Source organism: Micromonospora sp. RV43, assembly GCF_001029515.1.
Taxonomy (GTDB): domain Bacteria; phylum Actinomycetota; class Actinomycetes; order Mycobacteriales; family Micromonosporaceae; genus Micromonospora; species Micromonospora aurantiaca.
In genome coordinates this window covers 1-20,359 of sequence record NZ_LEKG01000066.1, presented here as the reverse complement: position 1 = coordinate 20,359, position 20,359 = coordinate 1, and the positions used below count along the sequence as shown (strand labels likewise).

The window sequence follows — 20,359 nt, the reverse complement described above, 5'->3', positions numbered from 1 at the left end:
CGGGGCACGCCTCGGGGTCACCCCGAGACAACCCGGATCTGCGTCGAAAGTGCTGTGCCGACCGTTCCAGCGACTGGCATGCTGACACCCGTGCGGGGTGTCCGATGCCTGACCTGCTGAGCTGGCTGCAGGAGCTGCCGCCCCTGCTGATCTACGTGGCCGCCGCGGCGATCGTCGCGGCGGAGACCGCGGTGATCGTCGGGCTGCTGATGCCCGGCGAGGCGACCCTGCTTCTGGTCGGCTTCCTAGCGTACGCGGGGACGCTGCGCCTCGCGCCCGTGCTGGTGGCCATGACCGCCGCCGCCGTGATCGGAGACACACTCGCGTGGCGGGCGGGCCGCCGGTACGGCCCCCGTCTGCGCGCCTCGGGCGTGGGTGCCCGGATCGGCGCGCACCGGTGGCGGCGCGCCGACTCGCTGCTGGAGCGCCTCGGCGGCCGGGGCGTCCTCGCGGCCCGCTGGATCGCGTTCGCCCGCACCCTGGCGCCCCGGCTGGCCGGGTCGGCGGGGATGCCGTACCGGCGGTTCGCGCCGTGGAACCTCGCCGGGGTCGCGAGCTGGGTCGGCGCCTCGGTGCTGGCCGGCTACCTGGCCGGTGAGTCGTACGAGCGGGTGTCGAAGCTGCTCGGCCGGGCCACCGGCGCGGTGCTGGCCCTGCTGCTGTGCCTGCTCGCCGTGGTCCTCGCGGGCCGCTGGCTGGGGCGCAACCCGGACCCGGTACGCGCGCTCACGGCGCGGGCCGCCGCGTTGCCGCCGCTGCGCTGGGTGCGGGCCCGGTACGGGGTGCTGTTCTTCCTGGTCGCCATGCGGGTCGGCCCGGCCTGGACGCTGCTGATCAACCTGGCGCTGGGGCTGGCGTTGCTGTTCGTCGCCGGGCTGGCCGTGGCGGTCCTGCTGGAGGCGGTCGTCGCGCACAGCGGGCTGGGTGTCCTCGACGGGCTGGTCGCCGACTGGTTCGCCGCCCGGCGTACCCCCGGGGTGGTCGACACGGCGCTGCTGGCGGTGTCGGTGCTGCGCGGCTGGGTGCTGATCGCCGCGGTCGCCCTGGTCGCCGCGGTGGTGGCGCGGCGGGGCCGGTCGTGGCGGGCCGACCCGCTCGGCGTGCTGGGCACTGTCGGCGCCGCCGTGCCGCTGGTGCTGCTCGTCGTCGTCGCGGACCTGACCGGCCCGGGTGGCCCGGACCGCCCCGGTGACCTGTTCCCGACCCAGAACGCGGTGGTGACCGCGAGCTTCGGCACGCTCGCCTGGCTGCTGTCGCGGGGGGCCCGCTGGCCGGTGGGCGCAGCGGTGTGGACGGCCGCGTCGGCGGGGGTGGTCACCGTCACCGGCGCGCGGCTCTACCTGGGCTTCAGTACGGCGAGCGGCACCGTCACGGCGGTGCTGCTGGGCCTCGCGTGGACGACCGTCTTCGTGGTGGCGTGGGCGACCCGGGACCGGCTGGCCGACCGGGACGAGCGACCGGCCGGCGCGGACCGCGGCGAACGGCCGGCCGACGCGGTGGCGGGGGAGTCGCCGCCCCGGCCCCGGCGCCGCCGGTCCGCGTCGCGGGTACCCCCCGGACCCGTCGATCCTTGCTAGGGTGCGCCGACGGGGGACTACGGGGAGGTCCGATGCGGCGAGGACTCGGCCGGTGGGCCGTGACAGTGGTGGCGCTGCTCGCGGCGGCCACGCTGACGGCGTGCGGCGAGGAGGAACGGCCGGTCCGGGAGGTCGCTGCGGACCTGCCCACGGCGGCCCCGGCGGAGCAACCGCAGGAGGCGCCCGCCGACGCGCCGAGCGAGGAGCCGCCGGCGGTCGCGGCGATGGGCGGCCGGCCCAGCCCGAGCGCGTCGGCGAAACCGAAGCCGCGGGCGAAGCCGTCGCGCACGACCACGGCGCCGCTGGCCCGGCCGAAGCCGCCGACCGAGACCCAGGTGCCACCGGCGCCGCCGAAGCCGGTGGACGACGGCTGCAAGCCGAGCTACCGGGGCACCAAGGCCGGCCAGAGTCAGGTGAAGGCGGCGCTCGCCGACGCGGCGGCGCGGACGTACTGGCCGACGTCGGCGCCGGACATCCGCATCCCGTCGGCGCTGCTGAAGGCCACCGCCTGGCAGGAGAGCGGGTGGCAGTCCAACATCATCGCCTGTGACGGCGGGGTCGGGCTGATGCAGGTCATGCCGGCCACGGCGGAGTGGATGAACCAGCGCTTCGGCCAGTCGTACGACATCGACGCCTACCGGGACAACGCCTATCTGGGCGGCACCTACCTGGCCTGGCTGACCAAGTACATCGGCGACATGTACTTCGAGTCCGACTACCGGCTCGACGCCTCGCTGTGCACCGCTGAGCTGAACTCCTGCCTGCTCAACGCCGTGATCGCGGCCTACAACTACGGGCACGGCGCGGTCGCGCGGGAGGATCAGCCGCTGACCATCCCCAACCCGCAGTACGTGCGCAACGTGCGGGCGCTGATGACCGAGTGCGAGTGCCTGAGCTTCTGAGCGACCGGACGGACGGGCGGGGGCCGGCATACGCGCCGGCCCCCGCCCGTGTCGTCAGTCCCGTGCGGTGACCGGCTCGGCCGGCGTCGCGGCGGGCGCGTCGGCGTCCCGGGTGATCCGCCCGGGCCACCAGAACCGGTCGCCGAGCAGGAACGCCAGCGCCGGCACCAGGACGGTACGGACCAGCAGCGTGTCCAGCAGCACGCCGATGCAGACGATGATGCCGATCTGGGTGAGCGTGATCAGCGGCAGCACGCCGAGCACCGCGAACACCGCGGCCAGCAGGATGCCCGCGCTGGTGATCACGCCGCCGGTGACCCGCAGCGCCGACAGCATGCCGTCGCGGGTGCCGGTGCGGCGCGCGTCCTCCCGGGCCCGGGTGACCAGGAAGATGTTGTAGTCGACGCCGAGCGCCACCAGGAACACGAACGCGAGCAGCAGCACCCCGCTGTCCAGCGCCGGGAAGTCCAGCACGTGGTCGAAGAGCAACCAGGCCGCGCCGAGGCTGGCGAAGAACGAGCCGATGACTGTGAGCACCAGCAGCAGCGGCGCCAGGAGCCCGCGCAGCAGCAGCACCAGCACTGCGCCGACCAGCAGCAGGATGAGCGGCAGGATCAGCTGGAGGTCCTTGGTGTTGGCCTCGTTCGAGTCGTAGGTGGCAGCGACCGAGCCACCGACCAGGGCACCGTCGGGGGCGTCCGCGCCCTCCACGGCGGGCGGTGCCGAGTCCGGTACGGCGGACACGGCGTCGCGCAGCGCCACCACGGCCCGGTCGGAGGCGGCGCTGCCCGGCTCGGCGGTGAGCACCACGTCGATCTGGGCGACCCGGTCCCCGGCGGCGCCGGGCCGCGCCGAGGCGACCCCGTCGACGCCGCTCGCCGCGGCGAGGACCGCCTGGGCGGCCTGCGGGGTGGTGAGCACCGCGACCGGCTGGGTGCTGCCGGCCGGGAACGCCCGGGCGAGCGTCTCGGCTCCGGCGACCGCCTCGGGCTTCTCGCTGAACTGCTCGGTCTCGGACAGCCCGGTGCGGATGCCCAGGCCGCCGAGGGCGAGGCCGGCGAGCAGCAGGACTGCGAGCGCGGCGACCGGCAGCGGCCGGCGGACCACCAGCTCGCCGAGGCGGCCCCAGATCCGGCCCTCGCGGGCGGCGCTGCCGACGCGGGGGACGAACGGCCAGAACAGGCCCCGGCCGAACAGCAGCAGCGCGGCGGGGAGCACGAACAGGGCGGAGAGCATGGCGAGGATCACACCGGTGGCGCAGGCCAGGGCGAGCGCCCGGTTGGTCTCCTGCTCGGACAGCAGCAGCGTGAGCACGCCGAGGACGACGGTGCTGCCGCTGGCCAGGATCGGCTCGGCGGTGCGGCGCAGCGCCGACCGCATGGCGGCGAACCGGTCCTCCTCGCGGCGCAGTTCCTCCCGGTAGCGGGCGATGAGCAGCAGCGCGTAGTTGGTGGCGGCGCCGAACACCAGCACGCTGGCGATGCCGGTCACCTGCCCGCTGGGCAGGTAGATGCCGAAGGCGGGGACGAGGGACTCCACCACGCGCAGCGTGATCTGCTCGGTGGCGCCCACCACCAGCAGCGGTACCAGCCACAGGAACGGGCTGCGGTAGGTGACGAGCAGCAGCACCGCCACCACGGCGGCGGTGACCAGCAGCAGCGTGGTGTCCGCGCCCTGGAACACCTTGCCCAGGTCGGCGGTGAACGCGGGCCCGCCGGTGACCTCGACGGTCAGCTCGCCGGGCAGGTCACCGACGGCCTCGCGGAGCTTCTCCACCTCGTCGACCACCGCCGACGGGCCGCCCTCGGTGGACAGCGGCACCGCGACCAGCGCCACAGTGCCGTCCGGGGAGACCTGGGCGGGGGAGACCCGCCCGCCGGCGGCGAGCGAGCTCAACCCGCCGCCGAGGCCGTCGAGCACGCGGCGGTCGGCCCCGCTCAACGGGGCCCGGTCGGCGCGGCTGACCACCACCAGGGCGGTCTGGGCGTCCTTGGAGGGCAACTGCTCCTGGAGCCGCTCGACCTGCGTCGACTGCCACTCCACGGACAGGCCGGTGTCGGAGACGGGCGCCGGATTGTCCGGCTTCGGTAGCCCGAAGGCGACCACGCCGACGACGAGTGCGGCGGCCAGCGTGAGCCAGGCGGCCAGCCGGCCCCGGACGACGCGGGTGAACAGAGACATCTGATGCCCTCACATATTGGTCGCGGGGGATTCTCTCTTAACGAGTATCTTGATGAGCGAGATTATCCGCGGTGGTTCTATGCTGCAACCGGAACTGTTCGACAGGGGGTGGCGGCAAGCGGTGGCGGCGCACAGGATGTACCGGCGACGTGACGACCCACGCGGGCGCATGGTGGCCGACATCACCAACGACCTGCGTCGTTACTCGGTCGACGCGCAGCACATCGGGCACGCGTTCGCCGGGCTGCACGGGCTCAACGCCACCGACCTGTACGCCCTGATCGCGGTCATGGAGGCCGAGCTGGTGGGCGACCCGATCACCCCCGGCCGGCTCGGCGAGGCGCTCAACCTCTCCTCCGGCTCGGTGACCGCGCTGGTCGACCGGCTGGAACGCGGCGGCCACATCCGGCGCGACCGGGACACCGCCGACCGTCGCAAGATCCTCCTGCACTACGCCGACCGCGGCGCGACGCTGGCGCAGAGCTTCTTCGGGCCGCTGGGTCGCCGTACCGACGAGGTGATGGACCGCTTCAGCGACGACGAGCTGGCCGTGGTGCACCGGTTCATGGCCGAGATGGTGCACTCCATGCGCACCCACCGGGACGAGATCCGCGCCGCTCCCCGTCGCGGCGACGCCTCCGGCCCGGCCGACTGATCATGCGGCTGGTCACCCGGGCCGCCACCGCGGCGCTGCGACTGCCCGCCGCCCGCACCGGGCGGGTCGCCGTCACCCGGGACATCCCGGTCCGGGTACGCGACGGGGTGACGCTGCGCACCGACCACTACGCGCCCGGTCTGCCCGCCGCGCCGTGCGTGCTGATCCGCACCCCGTACGGGCGGGGCGGGCCGATCCGGCTGCTGGGTCGCCTGATCGCCGAGCGGGGTTTCCACGTGGTGATCCAGTCGTGCCGCGGCACGTTCGGCTCCGGCGGCGAGTTCGCGCCGCTCGTGCACGAGCGCGACGACGGCCTGGACACGCTGGACTGGCTGCGCCGCCAGCGGTGGTGGACCGGCGCGTTCGGCATGTTCGGCGCCAGCTACCAGGGCTTCGTGCAGTGGGCGCTCGCCGCCGAGGCGGGCGACGAGCTGCGCGCGATGGTCGCCGTGGTGACCGCGTCGGCCACCCGCGACTCCACGTACGCGGGGGAGTCGTTCGCGCTGGACACGGTGCTCACCTGGGCCGAGCTGCTCCAGGCGCAGACGGTGCCCTGGCTGGCCCGGCAGTGGGAGCTCAAACGCGGCCAGCCCCGGCTCGCCCGCGCCCTGGCGCACCTGCCGCTGGCCGAGGCGGACCGGGTCGCCACCGGCGTGACGGTGCCGTTCTTCCAGGAGTGGCTGCGTCACCACACCCCCGACGCCGACTACTGGCGTACCCGGGTCTTCGGCGACCGGATCACCGAGGTCCGGGCCCCGGTGGCGATGGTCAGCGGCTGGCAGGACATCTTCCTGCCGGCCCAGCTCGACGACTACGCCCGTCTGCGGGCCGCCGGGACGCGGACCCGCCTGGTCGTCGGGCCGTGGACGCACGGCAGCCCGGGGCTGCTCCTGGCGTCGCTGCGGGAGGGCCTGGACTGGCTCGACACCCACCTGGCCGGGCGGCCCGGGCCGGAACGCGCGCCGGTACGGGTGCACGTCGGCGGCGACGGCGGCGGCTGGCGCGACCTGCCGGACTGGCCGCCACCGGCCACACCCGCGCGATGGCACCTGCGATCCGCCGGCGGGCTGGCCCCGGAACCGCAGGAGCACGGCGCACCGGACCGGATCTGGTACGACCCGGCCGACCCCACCCCGTCGCTCGGTGGGCCGCTGCTGGTGGCCCAGCGGGCCGGCGCGGTGGACAACCGGCCGGTCGAGGCACGCCCGGACGTGCTCACCTACACCAGCGAGCCGCTGCGCGACCCGGTCGAGGTGGCCGGGCCGGTACGCGCCGAGATCCACCTGCGCAGCGAACTGTCGTACCTGGACGTGTTCGTGCGTCTGTGCGACGTGGACCGGCGCGGGCGCTCCTGGAACGTCTGCGACGGCCTGGTCCGCGTCGAGCCCGGGCGGTTCCCGCGCGATCCGTCCGGAGTGGTCACCGTGCCGGTGACACTCTGGCCGACGGCGTACCGCTTCGCGTCCGGGCACCGGCTGCGGGTGCAGGTCTCCGGTGGCGCCCACCCCCGCTACGCGCGCAACCCCGGCACCGGTGAGCCGCTCGGCACCGCTGTGACCCTCCGTGCTGGCTGGCGGGAGATCCTCCACGATCGTGAGCATCCCTCGGTGTTGGTGCTGCCGCTCGTGCCGGCACCGTCCACAGCGGGCTGATAGTTCAAAAAAATGCCCCTGAGCTGGGCACTTCTGCCTAAGCGTGGTTAAGCTCGGAGCAAGTGCCCGGTGCCGTGCAGTTATCCGGCGGGGCGCGTCCGCGGATCGCATGTCATCACGCGGTGTGATTGTCGTGCCCTCGCCGGTCATCGATCGGAAGGGGAGCTGCCATGACGTCGGCCCCGGCGAACCTGCTGGCCGTCCGGAACCTGTTACTCACCTATCTCAACGTCGACAAGAACGCCGTACGCGCCGACGACCTGGAACCGGCGGAGGTCGGCATCGTCGGCGACGTGAACCACCGCGGCGGCTACCACTGCGGCTCCGACCGGGTCGTCACGAACGACTACTCGGTGGTGGAGTCCAGCCGGGACCGGTCCGGGCTCACGTTGTACGCGTCAGCGCTGGACGTCGGCACGTTCTCGGTCCGCTCCGGCGGCGGCACGCACAACCTGCGGACCTTCTCCGCCTGGATGGTGGCGCAGTGCGCCGCGAACGCGGCCGACACCCGGGACATCCGGGAGATCATCTACTCCCCGGACGGGCGGACGGTGCGCCGCTGGGACCGGCTGGGACGGCGGACCGGCGGCGACAGCAGCCACCTGTTCCACACCCACTTCAGCTTCTTCCGCGACTCCACAAAGGCGGGGCGGGACCAGACCCCGCTGTTCCGCCGCTACCTCACCGCGATCGGGATGATCGCCGTCGTGAAACCGGAGGACGACATGGAACAGACCGACAAGCTCATCGGGAACACCGGCTCGAAGAGCCGTACGGTCGGCGACGTCCTGGCCGACCTGCAGAACCTGCGCAACTGGCTCATCTCGCCGGCGAACACCACCGGGCTGGTCAACCCGCCCATGGCGAACTCGCCGTTGCAGCAGATGCTGGCGATGCTACGCGCCTGGCCGGCACTCGTGGCGCAGGTGAACGAGTTGTCCGGCAAGGACTTCACCGACGAGCAGCAGATCGTCTCCGGGGTGCTGGCCGGGCTGCCGCCGGAGAAGATCGCCGAGGCCATCTCGCCGCAGATCGCCCGGGACGTGGCCGACGAACTGTCCCGCCGGCTGACCGCCTGACCGTCCGGCGCCGCGACCGTCGTGTCGCGGCGCCCCGGTCCGGCCCATTCGGCAAGAGATGTTGCGCAACAGCTCTTGCGAATGTCAGGCTCGCCGGATGGAACAGCCCACCGTCCGGCAGGTCACCGACTCGCGGGTGCTCGCCGCGCTCGCCCACCCACTGCGCCGCCGGCTCATGGACGTGCTCAAGGTGTACGGCCCGTGCACAGTCGGCATGCTCGCCGAGCACACCGGCCAGGCGCCGGCGAACGTGAGCCACCACCTCAAGGTGCTCGCCGCCGCGGACCTGCTGGTCGAGGCGCCCGAGCTGGCCCGCGACCGCCGGGAACGCTGGTGGCGGCTGCGCGACCGGGGGGTGCGCTGGTCCAACAGCGACTTCGACGACGACCCGGCGGCCCGGGTGGTGGCCGACGCGGCCAGTTCACTCAACCTGGAGCGGCACGCCGAGCTGGTCCGCGCCTGGCAGGCGGCGCCCGACGAGGCGCACGCCGCGTGGGGCGAAGGGCCGTTCAGCACCGACAAGTGGCTGCACCTGACCCCGGACGAGCTGGCCGAACTCAGCCGCGAGGTGATCGAGCTGCTGGCCCGGTGGGCCGACCGGACGGTGCCCGACGACGGGCGCCGCCGCGAACCGGTCTTCGTGTTCGCCCACGGCGTCCCGGGCCGGCCGTGACCGCCACCGCGCGGACGTCCGGCCCGGTCGACGCGCCGCCCGGCGGCTTGTTCCGGCACCGCGACTTCCGGCTGCTCTGGACCGCCCACACGGTCAGCGCCGTGGGCAACAACATGACCGTCGTGGCGCTGCCGCTGGTCGCGGTCGCGGTGCTCGACGCGACCACGTTCCAGGTGGCGGTGCTCACCGCGGCGGCGTGGCTGCCGTGGCTGCTCGCCGGGCTGCCGGTCGGCGCGTGGGTCGACCGCGTCCGCCGCCGGCCCGTGATGATCGCCGCCGACCTGGTCGCCGCCGCGCTGTTCGCGAGCGTGCCGGTGGCCGCCCTGCTCGGCCTGCTCACCGTCGGCCACCTGCTGGTCGTGGCGCTGGGCGCCGGACTGGCCCGGGTCTTCTTCGAGACCGCCGACCAGGTCTACCTGCCCACGCTGCTGCGTCCCGGGCAGGTGCCCGAGGCCAACGCCCGCCTGCACGCCACCCAGACCGCGAGCTACCTGGTCGGGCCCGGGCTGGCCGGCCTGGTCGCCCAGCTCGTCGGCGCGGTGGCCGCGGTGGCGCTGGACGCGCTGAGCTTCCTGCTCTCCGCGCTGTGCCTGCGCCGCATCCGCGCGGCCGAACCCCGGCCGCACCGTCCCGCCGGGACGACGTCGCTGCGCCGCGAGGTCGCCGCCGGGCTGCGGTTCGTCGTCCGCGACCCGTACCTGCGGGTGCTGACGGTCTTCGGGGCGGCCAGCAACATCGGGCTCACCGGCTACCAGGCCGTGCTCGTGGTGTTCCTGGTCCGCTCGGCGGAGCTGCCCGCCGGGCTGGTCGGCCTCCTGATCGGACTCGCCAGCCTCGGCGGCGTGATCGGCGCCGCGCTGGCCGCCCGCCTGTCCCGGCGGCTCGGCAGCGCCCGGACGCTGCTGGTCGCCGGTGCCCTCACCGGCCCGCCCGCGCTGCTGATCCCGCTCGCCGGGCCCGGCGCGCGCACCGGCTGGCTGGTGCTCGGCGGGATCCTGGTGAGCCTCGGCGTCGCCGTCGGCAACGTGGTCAAGGGCAGCTTCCGGCAGACGTACACGCCGCACCGGCTGCTCGGCCGCGTCACGGTGAGCATGCAGCTGCTCAACTACGGGACGATTCCGCTGGCCGCCCTGCTCGCCGGGGCGCTGGGCGCGGCGTGGGGGCCGGGCGGCGCGATCCGGGTGATGACCGCCTGGCTGGCGCTGACCCCGCTGATCCTGCTGGCCGGGCCACTACGGAAACGGCGCGACCTGCCGGCCGCCCCGTTCTGAGGATGCACTGCGGCGGCGGTCGGAGCCCGACCGCCGCCACCGGCACGCGTTACATCGGACGAACGTTGTCCGCCTGCGGGCCCTTCTGCCCCTGGGTCACCTCGAACTCGACCTTCTGGCCCTCGTTCAGCTCGCGGTAGCCACTGCTCTGGATGGCCGAGTAGTGGACGAACACGTCCGGGCCTCCGCCGTCCTGCTCGATGAAGCCGAAGCCCTTTTCCGAGTTGAACCACTTGACCGTGCCGGTTGCCATGCGTCTCTCCCTGTTCAATGCGAGCGAGCACCGGCTCCGCGGCCGGTGATCGCCCTGTACCACCCTGACAGTAACCGTCCGGACCGGAATCCGCTGCCGGAAGCGCGCGGCGCGCCCGTGAATACGTGCGCGACCGGAAAAAGACCCCGCCGTCGGGCCGGGCACGGCATGCTTGCCCCGATGAGCAGGCAGACGGCTCTGGCCGACCTGGAGCAGGAGATCGCGGCGCCCGGCGGGGGCCCGGACCGCCTGCGCCTGGTCGGTACGCCGTTCGTGCCGGAGGTGCGCCTGTACCTGGCCGAGGACGCCATCCTGTGGTGGGCCCGGATGGAGGCCGCCGCCGGGCGGTCGCTGCCGCCGCCGTACTGGGCGTCGGTCTGGGCCGGTGGCCAGGCGCTCGCCCGGCACCTGCTGGACCACCCGGAGCTGGCCGCCGGGCGGCGGGTGCTCGACCTGGGCGCCGGCTCGGGGCTGGTCGCCATCGCCGCCGCGCTCGCCGGTGCCGACCAGGTCATCGCCAACGACATCGACCCGTACGCGGTGGCGGCGGTCACCGTCAACGCCCGGGCCAACCGGGTCCGGGTCACAGCCGACGGCGCCGACCTGCTCGACGGGGTGACCGGCGCCGACCTGCTGGTGGCAGGGGACGCGCTCTACGACGCGGGCCTGGCCGCCCGGGTCCTGCCCTACCTGCGGCGCTGCGCCGCACACGGCGTGCAGGTGCTGGTCGGTGACCCGGACCGGGGCCACCTGCCGCCGGACGGGCTGGAACTGGTGGCGAGCTACCCGGTGCCGACCACCGAACCCTCGGTCGACTCCCCGGTACGCCGGGTGCAGGTGCTCCGGCCCCGATGAGCCGGCTGACCCTAGGGGTCTCCCCGGCCGGGTGTCGGGGACCACTGGGGGATCATGCCCGATGCGCCCGCGTGCCGCCGCCGCATAGCGTGCAGCTCATGAACGAACTCGTGGCCGCCGCCGGTGAGCTGCCCACCACCCTGTTGATGGGGCTGCTCGGCGTGGTCATGCTCGCCGACGCCGTACCCCTGATCGGGGTGCTGGTGCCCGGCGACGCCGCGGTCCTGGCCGCGGTCGGCGCAGGTCGTCCGGCCGGTGGGGCGCTCACCGTCGCGGCGGTGGTCACGGGCTGCCTGGCCGGCTGGTCGCTGAGTTTCTTCGCCGGCCGGCGCTGGGGCGGGCGGCTGCGGGACAGCCGGGTGGGCGGCTGGATCGGCGAGTCCCGCTGGGCCGCAGCCGAGACGCTGCTGCACCGCGGCGGAGGACGGATCGTGCTGGTGGCGCCGTTCCTGCCGGTGTTCAACGCGTTGCTGCCGCTGGCCGCGGGCGGGCTGCGGATGTCGTACCGGCGGTTCCTGGTCTGCGCGGCGGCCGGGGCGACCGCGTGGGCCGGGCTCTACGTGGCGCTGGGGCTCGCCGCGCGGGCGCTGACCGGCCTGCTCCCCGGGGCGCTCAACCCCACGGTGCTGACCATGGCGGTCGGGCTGCTGCTGGCCGGCCCGGTGCTGCTCGCCACCCGGCGCCGGCTGCGGGCGCTCACCGCCTGACCGCGCCCGGCCCGGCCGTCACGGGGGAGGCCGGGCCGGGCGTCCTCACCAGCCGCGGGCGCGCCACTGCGGCAACGCGGGCCGCTCGGCGCCGATGGTGCTGTCCTTGCCGTGGCCCGGGTAGAACCAGGTGTCGTCCGGCAGCCGGTCGAACAGCTTGGCCTCGACGTCGTCGATGAGCCGGCCGAAGCGCTCCGGATCCTGGTCCGTGTTACCGATTCCGCCCGGAAAAAGTGAATCTCCAGTGAAAAGATGCGGGGTGCCGGCCGGGTCGCGGTAGAGCAGCGCGATCGAGCCCGGTGTGTGCCCGCGCAGGTGGATGACCTCCAGCCCGCAGTCACCGACCGGCACCGTGTCGCCGTCGGCGAGCCGCTCGGCCTCGATGGGCAGGCCCTCGGCGTCGTCGGCGTGCACCAGCGCGCGCGCCCCGGTCTTGGCCACCACCTCCTCCAGCGCGACCCAGTGGTCCATGTGCTGGTGGGTGGTCACCACGGCGGCCAGCCCGCCGTCGCCGACCAGCTCCAGCAGGCGCGGCGCCTCGTTCGCGGCGTCGATCAGCACCTGCTCGCCGGTGGCGTTGCAGCGCAGCAGATAGGCGTTGTTGTCCATCGGGCCCACCGACAGCTTGGTGACGGTGAGCCGGTCGAGCTCGCGCAGGGCCGGCGGACCGCCGGGCGTGACGTCTCCGGTGTAGGTCATGACGATGTTCAGATCCATTCCGGTGGGTTCGGCAGGGGGCCGTCGGGTTCGACGGTGAGCAGCTCGCCCGCGCCCCGGCCGGTCAGCCAGGCGGCGAGTTCCGGCGCGGGGCCGGTGACCGTGGGCGCCCCCTCCGGGTCACCCACGACGAGTTCGGACGCCGCGCCGTCGAAACGCAGCACCATGGCCGGTGCGGCCGGGTTGCCGGCCAGCCCGGTCACCACCTCGTGCAGCAGCCGCTGGGCGAACGCCTCCGGCCAGTCCGCGGGCCGGTAACCGGCCGCCAGGTCGACGTGGTGCACCTCGACCTCGCGCAGCCGTCCCCAGACCAGCATCGCCGCCGGCCACGGGCCGCGCCGGGTCTGCACCGTGGCGCCCCAGGCGTCCACGGGCATCGCCGCGACCGCCGCGTCGAAGCGCTGGCCGCTGCGGCGTACGTCGTCCAGCAGGTCGGCCGGGCCGCGGTCGGCGCCGGCGTCGATGTCGTCGGCGCGGGCCTGCGCCGAGGCGTACATCGGGATCTCCTCGCCGGTGCGCGCCGAGGTGAGCAGGTTGACGAACCCGTCGGCGTTGCGGGCCAGGTGGGTGAGCACGTGCGCGCGGGTCCAGCCCGGCAGCAGCGAGGGCGCCGCGACGTCCGCGGCGGTCAGACCGGACACGGTACGCAGCAGCCGGTCGTTCGCCTCGGCCAGCGCGCCGGTCAGCAGCAGGGGGTCGGCGGTCATCGCGTTCTCACCCGTCCGACCCTAGCGGGCCGGACCGGGCCGTGCCCGGGGGGAAATCGCTTTCGGCGCGTCGGCGTGCCACCTACCGTCGGGGCCGACGACATCGCCGCCGGCGCCGGACGCGCCGGGCTCCACGTCGTCGGGTACGCGGCACCGGGAGTCGGAGGGGAGGTGGTGCGCATGCCGGTCGCAGCGCGTGTGTTCCGCCGTACCTCCCCTCGACACCGATGAGGACACCATGACTCTCGATCTGACCGCCCTCGGCTGGGACGCCGGCTGGGCGGCCCATCTCGACCGGCGCGCCGGCCACCGTCCCGGGCGGGTCGCCCGGGTGGACCGGGGCGTCTGTACCGTGCTGTGCCCGCAGGGGCCGGTGCGGGCCAGCCTCGGCGGCGGCGTGCTGTCCGCCGCCGCCCGCGACCTGACCGCGCTGCCCTGCGCGGGTGACTGGGTGCTGCTGTCCACCTGGCCGGACGGCCCGGTCACGGTGGAGGCGGTGCTGCCGAGGCGTACCGCGCTGGTGCGGCGCACCGCGGGCAAGGACGCCAGCGGCCAGGTGCTGGCCGCCAACCTCGACGCCGCCGCGGTGGTCGAGCCGGTGCACCCGGAACCGGACGCCGCGCGGATCGAACGGCTGCTCTCCCTGGTGCACGAATCCGGGGCGGAGCCGCTCGTCGTGCTCACCAAGGCCGACCTGGCCGCCGACCCGGCGGCGGTGGCCCGGCAACTGGCCGACCTCGCGCCGGGGGTGCCGGTGCTGCCGGTCAGCGCGGAGCGGGGCACCGGCCTGGCGCCGCTGCGCCGGCACGTCGCCCCGGGGCGCACGCTCGGCCTGCTCGGCCCTTCCGGCGCCGGCAAGTCGAGCCTGGTCAACGCGCTGGCCGGGGCGGACGTGATGCGCACCCAGGCGATCCGCCGGGTCGACGGCAAGGGCCGGCACACCACCACCTGGCGGTCGCTGGTGCCGCTGCCGGGTGGGGGAGCGGTGCTGGACACCCCGGGCGTGCGGGCGGTCGGCCTGCTCGACGGCGCGGCCGGCCTGGACCGGGCGTTCGCCGACATCACCGAGCTGGCGGCCGGCTGCCGGTACGCCGACTGCGCCCACGACGCCGAGCCGGGCTGCGCGGTGCGGGCTGCGATGGACGACGGCGAGCTGCCGGTGCGCCGCTGGGAGAGCTGGCGCCGGTTGCAGCGGGAGATCGAGCACGAGGGCGGTCGCCGCGCGGCCCGGCTGGCAGCCGAACGGCGGGGCGGATGGCGGGCCGGGCGGCGACGCACCGGACGTCCGGCGACCCCGCCCGCACCAGGGGCATTCTGAGCCGGCCCGGGCCGGTCGGGTGGACCTGCGTGGTTCCCGCCCGACCGGCCTGAGCTGGGGGAATGTTCGCGCGACGGAAGTTGTCATACGTCGGGGCTAGAGTTGCCGAGGCGTCTTTTCTGCGCCCGACAACCTGTGAAAACCACCCAGACCCGGCGTCTGGTGCACAGATCCGCCTCATATTCTTCTTCCGGGAGCACACGCACCGTGGCCGACCGACTGATCATCCGTGGCGCGCGCGAGCACAACCTGCGTGACGTCAGTCTCGACCTGCCCCGGGACGCCCTGATCGTCTTCACCGGGCTCTCCGGTTCGGGCAAGTCGAGCCTGGCGTTCGACACCATCTTCGCCGAGGGCCAGCGCCGCTACGTCGAGTCGCTGTCGTCGTACGCCCGGCAGTTCCTCGGCCAGATGGACAAGCCCGACGTCGACTTCATCGAGGGCCTCAGTCCCGCCGTCTCCATCGACCAGAAGTCCACCTCGCGCAACCCGCGCTCCACCGTCGGCACGATCACCGAGGTCTACGACTACCTCCGCCTGCTGTTCGCCCGCATCGGCGAGCCGCACTGCCCGATCTGCGGCGAGCGGATCTCCAAGCAGAGCCCGCAGCAGATCGTCGACCGCGTCCTGGCCATGGCCGAGGGCACCCGGTTCATGGTGCTCGCGCCGGTGGTGCGCGGCCGCAAGGGCGAGTACGTCGACCTGTTCGCCGAACTCCAGGCCAAGGGCTACGCCCGCGCCCGGGTCGACGGCGTGGTGCACGCGCTGACCGAGCCGCCGAAGCTCAAGAAGCAGGAGAAGCACACCATCGAGGTGGTGATCGACCGGCTCAGCGTCAAGCCGAGTGCCAAGCAGCGGCTGACCGACTCGGTCGAGGCCGCGCTCGGCCTGTCCGGCGGCCTGGTGCTGCTCGACTTCGTCGACCTGCCGGAGGACGACCCGGCCCGGGAGCGCCGCTACTCCGAGCACCTGGCCTGCCCGAACGACCACCCCCTCGCGATCGAGGATCTGGAACCCCGCGTCTTCTCCTTCAACGCCCCGTACGGCGCCTGCCCGGAGTGCACCGGCCTCGGCACCAAGAAGGAGGTGGACCCCGAGCTGGTCATCCCCGACCCGGAGCGCACGCTGCGCGAGGGCGCGATCCAGCCCTGGGCCACCGGCCACAACCTCGAATACTTCCTGCGGCTGCTGGAGGCGCTCGGCGAGGCCGAGCACTTCGACATCGACACCCCGTGGCGGGCGCTGCCGTCGCGGGCGCAGAAGACGATCCTGCACGGCTCCGACGACCAGGTGCACGTGCGCTACCGCAACAAGTACGGCCGTGAGCGCTCCTACTACACCGGCTTCGAGGGCGTGGTGCAGTGGATCGAGCGCCGGCACACCGACACCGAGTCGGAGTGGTCCCGGGACAAGTACGAGGGCTACATGCGGGACGTGCCCTGCGCGGCCTGCGGCGGCACCCGGCTCAAGCCGGAGGTGCTCGCGGTCACCCTGGCCGGCAAGAGCATCGCCGAGGTCTGCAACCTCTCCGTCGGCGAGGCGGCCGACCTGCTCGCCGGCATCGAGCTGACCGACCGGCAGAAGATGATCGCCGAGCGGGTCCTCAAGGAGATCAACGCCCGGCTGAAGTTCCTGCTCGACGTCGGTCTGGACTACCTCTCGCTGGACCGCCCGGCCGGCACGCTCTCCGGCGGTGAGGCCCAGCGCATCCGGCTGGCCACCCAGATCGGCTCCGGCCTGGTCGGCGTGCTCTACGTGCTCGACGAGCCGTCGATCGGCCTGCACCAGCGCGACAACCACCGGCTCATCGAGACGCTGCTGCGGCTGCGCGGCCTGGGCAACACGCTGATCGTGGTCGAGCACGACGAGGACACCATCCGGGTGGCGGACTGGATCGTCGACATCGGCCCGGGCGCGGGCGAGCACGGCGGCAAGATCGTGCACAGCGGGTCGGTGCCGGCGCTGCTGGACAACACCGAGTCGGTCACCGGGGCGTACCTGGCCGGGCGGAAGTCCATCCCGACGCCGGCCGCCCGCCGGCCGCAGACGCCGGGGCGCGAGCTGGTGGTGCACGGCGCGCGCGAGCACAACCTGCGCAACCTCACCGTGAGCTTCCCGCTCGGCCAGCTCATCGCGGTCACCGGTGTCAGCGGCTCGGGCAAGTCGACGCTGGTGAACGACATCCTCTACACCGTGCTCGCCAACCAGATCAACGGCGCCCGGCTGGTGCCCGGCCGGCACACCCGGATCACCGGCCTGGAGAACGTGGACAAGGTCGTCGGTGTGGACCAGTCGCCGATCGGGCGGACGCCGCGCTCCAACCCCGCCACGTACACCGGTGTCTGGGACCACATCCGCAAGCTCTTCGCCGAGACCACCGAGGCCAAGGTGCGCGGGTACGGCCCGGGCCGGTTCTCGTTCAACGTCAAGGGCGGGCGCTGCGAGGCGTGCTCCGGTGACGGCACGATCAAGATCGAGATGAACTTCCTGCCGGACGTCTACGTCCCCTGCGAGGTGTGCAAGGGCGCGCGCTACAACCGCGAGACGCTCGAGGTGCACTACAAGGGCAAGACGGTCGCCGAGGTGCTGGACATGCCGATCGAGGAGGCGGCCGAGTTCTTCTCCGCCATCCCGGCCATCCACCGGCACCTCAGGACGCTCGTCGACGTCGGCCTCGGCTACGTCCGCCTCGGCCAGCCCGCTCCGACGCTGTCCGGCGGTGAGGCGCAGCGCGTCAAGCTCGCCTCCGAACTCCAGAAGCGCTCCACCGGCCGCACCGTCTACGTGCTCGACGAGCCCACCACCGGCCTGCACTTCGAGGACATCCGCAAGCTGCTGATGGTGCTGGAGGGCCTGGTCGACAAGGGCAACACGGTCATCACCATCGAGCACAACCTCGACGTGATCAAGACGGCCGACTGGCTCATCGACATGGGCCCCGAGGGCGGCCACCGGGGCGGCACCGTGCTCGCCACCGGCACGCCGGAGGAGGTCGCCGAGGTGCCGGAGAGCCACACCGGGCAGTTCCTGCGGCCGATCCTCAAGCTCGACGGCGAGGCCAAGGGCGCCAAGGCGGCCACCACCCGGGCGGCCAAGGCCAACGGCAGCGCCAAGTCGCGGACCCGCAAGGTCCCCGCCGGGGCGCGCTGACCCATCCGGTACGCGTTTTCGCAGGCCGGGCCGTCGGTGCCCGGTCTGTGACGCGCCAGTATGAACCGTGCCCCACGCTGGTGCGTGTTTCCGCAGTAAGCCGAGAGAAAGGCCGGATATGAGTGATGATCAGGCGCTGACCCGACCGGTCACCCAGAGCCGCCGTACCCTGCTCACCGGAGCCGGAGCGATCGGCGCGGCCGTGGTGCTCGCGGGCTGCGGCAGCGACGACGACGCGTCCCCGGGCCTCGCACCGACCAGCGGTGGCCCGCCCGGCGCCACCGCGACCGGCGACGCCGGCGGCGGCGACCGGGACGGCGGCAGCGCGCTGGCGCGCACCTCGGACATCCCGGTGGGCGGCGGCGCCGTCTTCGCCAGCCAGGGCGTGGTGATCACCCAGCCCGAGGCCGGCCAGTTCAAGGCGTTCGACCCGATCTGCACGCACCAGCGCTGCCCGGTGTCGAACGTCGACGGCGGCACGATCAACTGCACGTGCCACAACAGCCGGTTCTCGATCGTCGACGGCTCGGTCAAAGGTGGCCCGGCCACGAAGCCGCTCGCGGCGAAGGAGATCAAGGTCGACGGCGACCAGATCACGCTGGCCTGACCCGTTCCGCGCCCCCGCCGGCCGGTCGTCGGCGGGGGCGCGGTGACGGTCGTGTGTCAGGGGTGCGGACTAGGCTTGACGCCGTGGCTGACCCCTCGACCTACCGTCCCGCGCCCGGCACCATCCCGGAGTCGCCAGGGGTCTACCGCTTCCGCGACGGCACCGGCCGGGTGATCTACGTCGGCAAGGCGCGCAACCTGCGCAGCCGGCTCAACTCCTACTTCGCCGACCCGGTCGGCCTGCACCAGCGCACCCGGCAGATGGTGTTCACCGCCGAGTCGGTCGACTGGATCACCGTCGCCACCGAGGTCGAGGCGCTCCAGCAGGAATACACCTGGATCAAGCAGTACGACCCCCGGTTCAACGTCCGCTACCGCGACGACAAGTCGTACCCCTACCTCGCGGTCACGCTCGACGAGGAATACCCCCGGTTGCAGGTGATGCGAGGCGTGAAGCGCAAGGGTGTGCGCTACTTCGGGCCGTACTCCCACGCCTGGGCCATCCGCGAGACGCTCGACCTGCTGCTGCGGGTCTTCCCGGCGCGGACCTGCTCGTCCGGGGTGTTCAAGCGGGCCGGCCAGGTCGGCCGGCCCTGCCTGCTCGGCTACATCGGCAAGTGCTCGGCGCCGTGCGTCGGCAGCGTCACCGCCGAACAGCACCGGGAGATCGTCGACGGCTTCTGCGACTTCATGGCCGGCCGCACCGACAGCATGGTCCGGCGGCTGGAGAAGGAGATGCTCGACGCCAGCGAGCAGCTGGAGTTCGAGCGGGCCGCCCGGCTGCGCGACGACGTCGCGGCGCTGCGCCGGGCGATGGAGAAGCAGACGGTGGTGCTCGGCGACGGCACCGACGCCGACGTGGTCGCGTTCGCCGACGACCCGCTCGAAGCCGCCGTGCAGGTCTTCCACGTCCGCGGCGGCCGGGTGCGCGGCCAGCGCGGCTGGGTGGTGGAGAAGACCGAGGAGCTGACCACCGGCGACCTCGTGCACCACTTCTGCACCCAGGTGTACGGCGGCGAGCAGGGCGAGGCCGACGTGCCCCGCGAGCTGCTCGTCCCCGAGCTACCAGGCGACGCCGACGCGCTCGCCGACTGGCTCACCGCCCGCCGGGGCAGCCGGGTGTCGCTGCGGGTGCCGCAGCGCGGCGACAAGCGGTCGCTGCTGGAGACCGTCGAGCGCAACGCCAGGGACGCGCTGGCCCGGCACAAGCTCAAGCGGGCCGGTGACCTGACCACCCGCAGCCAGGCGCTCGACGAGATCGCCGACGCGCTCGCCATGAACACCTCACCGCTGCGCATCGAGTGCTTCGACGTGTCCCAGATCCAGGGCACCGACGTGGTCGCCAGCATGGTCGTGTTCGAGGACGGGCTGCCCCGCAAGAGCGAATACCGCCGGTTCATCGTGCGCGGCGCCACCGACGACCTGTCGGCCATGTCCGAGGTGCTGCGGCGGCGCTTCGCCCGCTACCTCGACGCCCGCGCCGAGACCGGTGAGCTGGGCGAGGAGACCGCCTCCGACCCCGACCGGCCCGGCATCGACCCGACCACCGGGCGGCCGCGCAAGTTCGCGTACCCACCGCAGCTCGTCGTGGTCGACGGTGGTCCGCCCCAGGTCGCCGCCGCCGCGAAGGCGCTCGCCGAGCTGGGCATCGACGACGTGGCGCTGTGCGGGCTGGCGAAGCGGCTGGAGGAGGTCTGGCTGCCCGACGACGAGTTCCCGGTGATCCTGCCGCGCACCTCCGAGGCGCTCTACCTGCTGCAACGGGTCCGCGACGAGGCGCACCGCTTCGCCATCACGTTCCACAGGCAGCGGCGCTCCAAGCGGATGACCGAGTCGGCGCTGGACAACGTCCCCGGCCTCGGCGAGGTACGCCGCAAGGCGCTGCTGCGGCACTTCGGCTCACTGAAGCGGCTGTCGTCCGCGACGGTGGAGGAGATCACCGAGGTGCCGGGGGTGGGCAGGCGTACGGCCGAGGCGATCCTGGCCGCGCTGGACGGCTCCACCACCACCGAAGCCGCCCCCCGCCCCTGACCCGTTCCCCGCTCCTGCCCGTTCC

At 73.6% G+C, this 20,359-nt stretch carries 17 protein-coding genes; 13 read left to right on the top strand and 4 right to left on the bottom strand.

Annotated elements, in window-relative coordinates; all coding sequences use genetic code 11:
* Positions 1 to 104: 104 nt before the first annotated feature.
* A complete protein-coding gene (locus ABD52_RS17540) occupies positions 105 to 1,577 on the top strand; it encodes a DedA family protein (protein ID WP_013287488.1) in 1,473 nt (490 codons plus the stop codon).
* 32 nt (positions 1,578 to 1,609) lie between these two features.
* Entirely contained in the window at positions 1,610 to 2,479 is an 870-nt protein-coding gene (locus ABD52_RS17535) for a lytic transglycosylase domain-containing protein (protein ID WP_047892522.1), read from the top strand.
* Between the two features lie 54 nt (positions 2,480 to 2,533).
* On the opposite strand, the gene ABD52_RS17530 is transcribed toward ABD52_RS17535, so the two are convergent.
* A complete protein-coding gene (locus ABD52_RS17530) occupies positions 2,534 to 4,660 on the bottom strand; it encodes an MMPL family transporter (RefSeq protein WP_047892521.1) in 2,127 nt (708 codons plus the stop codon).
* 136 nt (positions 4,661 to 4,796) lie between these two features.
* Between ABD52_RS17530 and ABD52_RS17525 the strand changes: the two genes are divergently transcribed.
* The 5 genes from ABD52_RS17525 (at position 4,797) to ABD52_RS17505 (ending at position 9,990) form a co-directional block, all read left to right on the top strand.
* The gene (locus ABD52_RS17525) at positions 4,797 to 5,315 is read left to right on the top strand and encodes a MarR family winged helix-turn-helix transcriptional regulator (RefSeq protein ID WP_030274141.1); all 519 of its coding nucleotides are present in this window, start codon (positions 4,797 to 4,799) and stop codon (positions 5,313 to 5,315) included.
* Positions 5,312 to 6,967 (top strand): CocE/NonD family hydrolase, encoded by a 1,656-nt coding sequence (locus ABD52_RS17520; protein WP_191971220.1) that lies wholly within the window; start codon positions 5,312 to 5,314, stop codon positions 6,965 to 6,967. The genes ABD52_RS17525 and ABD52_RS17520 overlap by 4 nt, the downstream gene beginning before the upstream one ends.
* Before the next feature lie 170 nt (positions 6,968 to 7,137).
* The gene (locus tag ABD52_RS17515) at positions 7,138 to 8,046 is read left to right on the top strand and encodes a hypothetical protein (protein WP_047892519.1); all 909 of its coding nucleotides are present in this window, start codon (positions 7,138 to 7,140) and stop codon (positions 8,044 to 8,046) included.
* A gap of 97 nt (positions 8,047 to 8,143) precedes the next feature.
* Complete coding sequence (locus ABD52_RS17510) at positions 8,144 to 8,719, top strand: helix-turn-helix transcriptional regulator (protein WP_030274144.1); 576 nt, start codon at positions 8,144 to 8,146, stop codon at positions 8,717 to 8,719.
* Complete coding sequence (locus tag ABD52_RS17505) at positions 8,716 to 9,990, top strand: MFS transporter (RefSeq protein WP_047892518.1); 1,275 nt, start codon at positions 8,716 to 8,718, stop codon at positions 9,988 to 9,990. The genes ABD52_RS17510 and ABD52_RS17505 overlap by 4 nt, the downstream gene beginning before the upstream one ends.
* A 49-nt stretch (positions 9,991 to 10,039) precedes the next feature.
* On the opposite strand, the gene ABD52_RS17500 is transcribed toward ABD52_RS17505, so the two are convergent.
* Positions 10,040 to 10,243 (bottom strand): cold-shock protein, encoded by a 204-nt coding sequence (locus ABD52_RS17500; protein ID WP_013287480.1) that lies wholly within the window; start codon positions 10,241 to 10,243, stop codon positions 10,040 to 10,042.
* Positions 10,244 to 10,423: 180 nt separating this feature from the next.
* Here ABD52_RS17500 and ABD52_RS17495 point away from each other — a divergent pair, with 180 nt between their 5' ends.
* Both ABD52_RS17495 and ABD52_RS17490 read left to right on the top strand, forming a co-directional pair.
* On the top strand, positions 10,424 to 11,098 hold the full coding sequence (locus ABD52_RS17495) for a methyltransferase (protein ID WP_013475868.1): 675 nt from the start codon (positions 10,424 to 10,426) through the stop codon (positions 11,096 to 11,098).
* Between the two features lie 98 nt (positions 11,099 to 11,196).
* Entirely contained in the window at positions 11,197 to 11,805 is a 609-nt protein-coding gene (locus ABD52_RS17490; protein WP_047892529.1) for a DedA family protein, read from the top strand.
* A gap of 45 nt (positions 11,806 to 11,850) precedes the next feature.
* Here the strand turns inward: ABD52_RS17490 and ABD52_RS17485 are convergent, their stop codons facing one another.
* Together ABD52_RS17485 and ABD52_RS17480 are read right to left on the bottom strand one after the other, a co-directional pair.
* The gene (locus tag ABD52_RS17485; RefSeq protein ID WP_047892528.1) at positions 11,851 to 12,504 is read right to left on the bottom strand and encodes an MBL fold metallo-hydrolase; all 654 of its coding nucleotides are present in this window, start codon (positions 12,502 to 12,504) and stop codon (positions 11,851 to 11,853) included.
* Positions 12,505 to 12,512: 8 nt separating this feature from the next.
* On the bottom strand, positions 12,513 to 13,229 hold the full coding sequence (locus tag ABD52_RS17480) for a maleylpyruvate isomerase family mycothiol-dependent enzyme (RefSeq protein ID WP_013287476.1): 717 nt from the start codon (positions 13,227 to 13,229) through the stop codon (positions 12,513 to 12,515).
* Between the two features lie 238 nt (positions 13,230 to 13,467).
* Between ABD52_RS17480 and rsgA the strand changes: the two genes are divergently transcribed.
* The 4 genes from rsgA to uvrC all read left to right on the top strand — a co-directional run bounded on the left by rsgA (position 13,468) and on the right by uvrC (position 20,334).
* Entirely contained in the window at positions 13,468 to 14,547 is a 1,080-nt protein-coding gene (gene rsgA / locus ABD52_RS17475) for a ribosome small subunit-dependent GTPase A (RefSeq protein ID WP_013475871.1), read from the top strand.
* A gap of 207 nt (positions 14,548 to 14,754) precedes the next feature.
* Positions 14,755 to 17,697 carry an excinuclease ABC subunit UvrA gene (uvrA, locus tag ABD52_RS17470; protein ID WP_047892517.1) on the top strand — a complete coding sequence of 981 codons (2,943 nt, stop codon included), beginning with the start codon at positions 14,755 to 14,757 and terminating at the stop codon, positions 17,695 to 17,697.
* Between the two features lie 118 nt (positions 17,698 to 17,815).
* Positions 17,816 to 18,304, top strand: a complete 489-nt coding sequence (locus ABD52_RS17465) for a Rieske (2Fe-2S) protein (protein ID WP_013287473.1) — start codon at positions 17,816 to 17,818, stop codon at positions 18,302 to 18,304.
* 83 nt (positions 18,305 to 18,387) lie between these two features.
* A complete protein-coding gene (uvrC, locus tag ABD52_RS17460; protein WP_047892516.1) occupies positions 18,388 to 20,334 on the top strand; it encodes an excinuclease ABC subunit UvrC in 1,947 nt (648 codons plus the stop codon).
* The last annotated feature ends 25 nt before the right edge of the window (positions 20,335 to 20,359 follow it).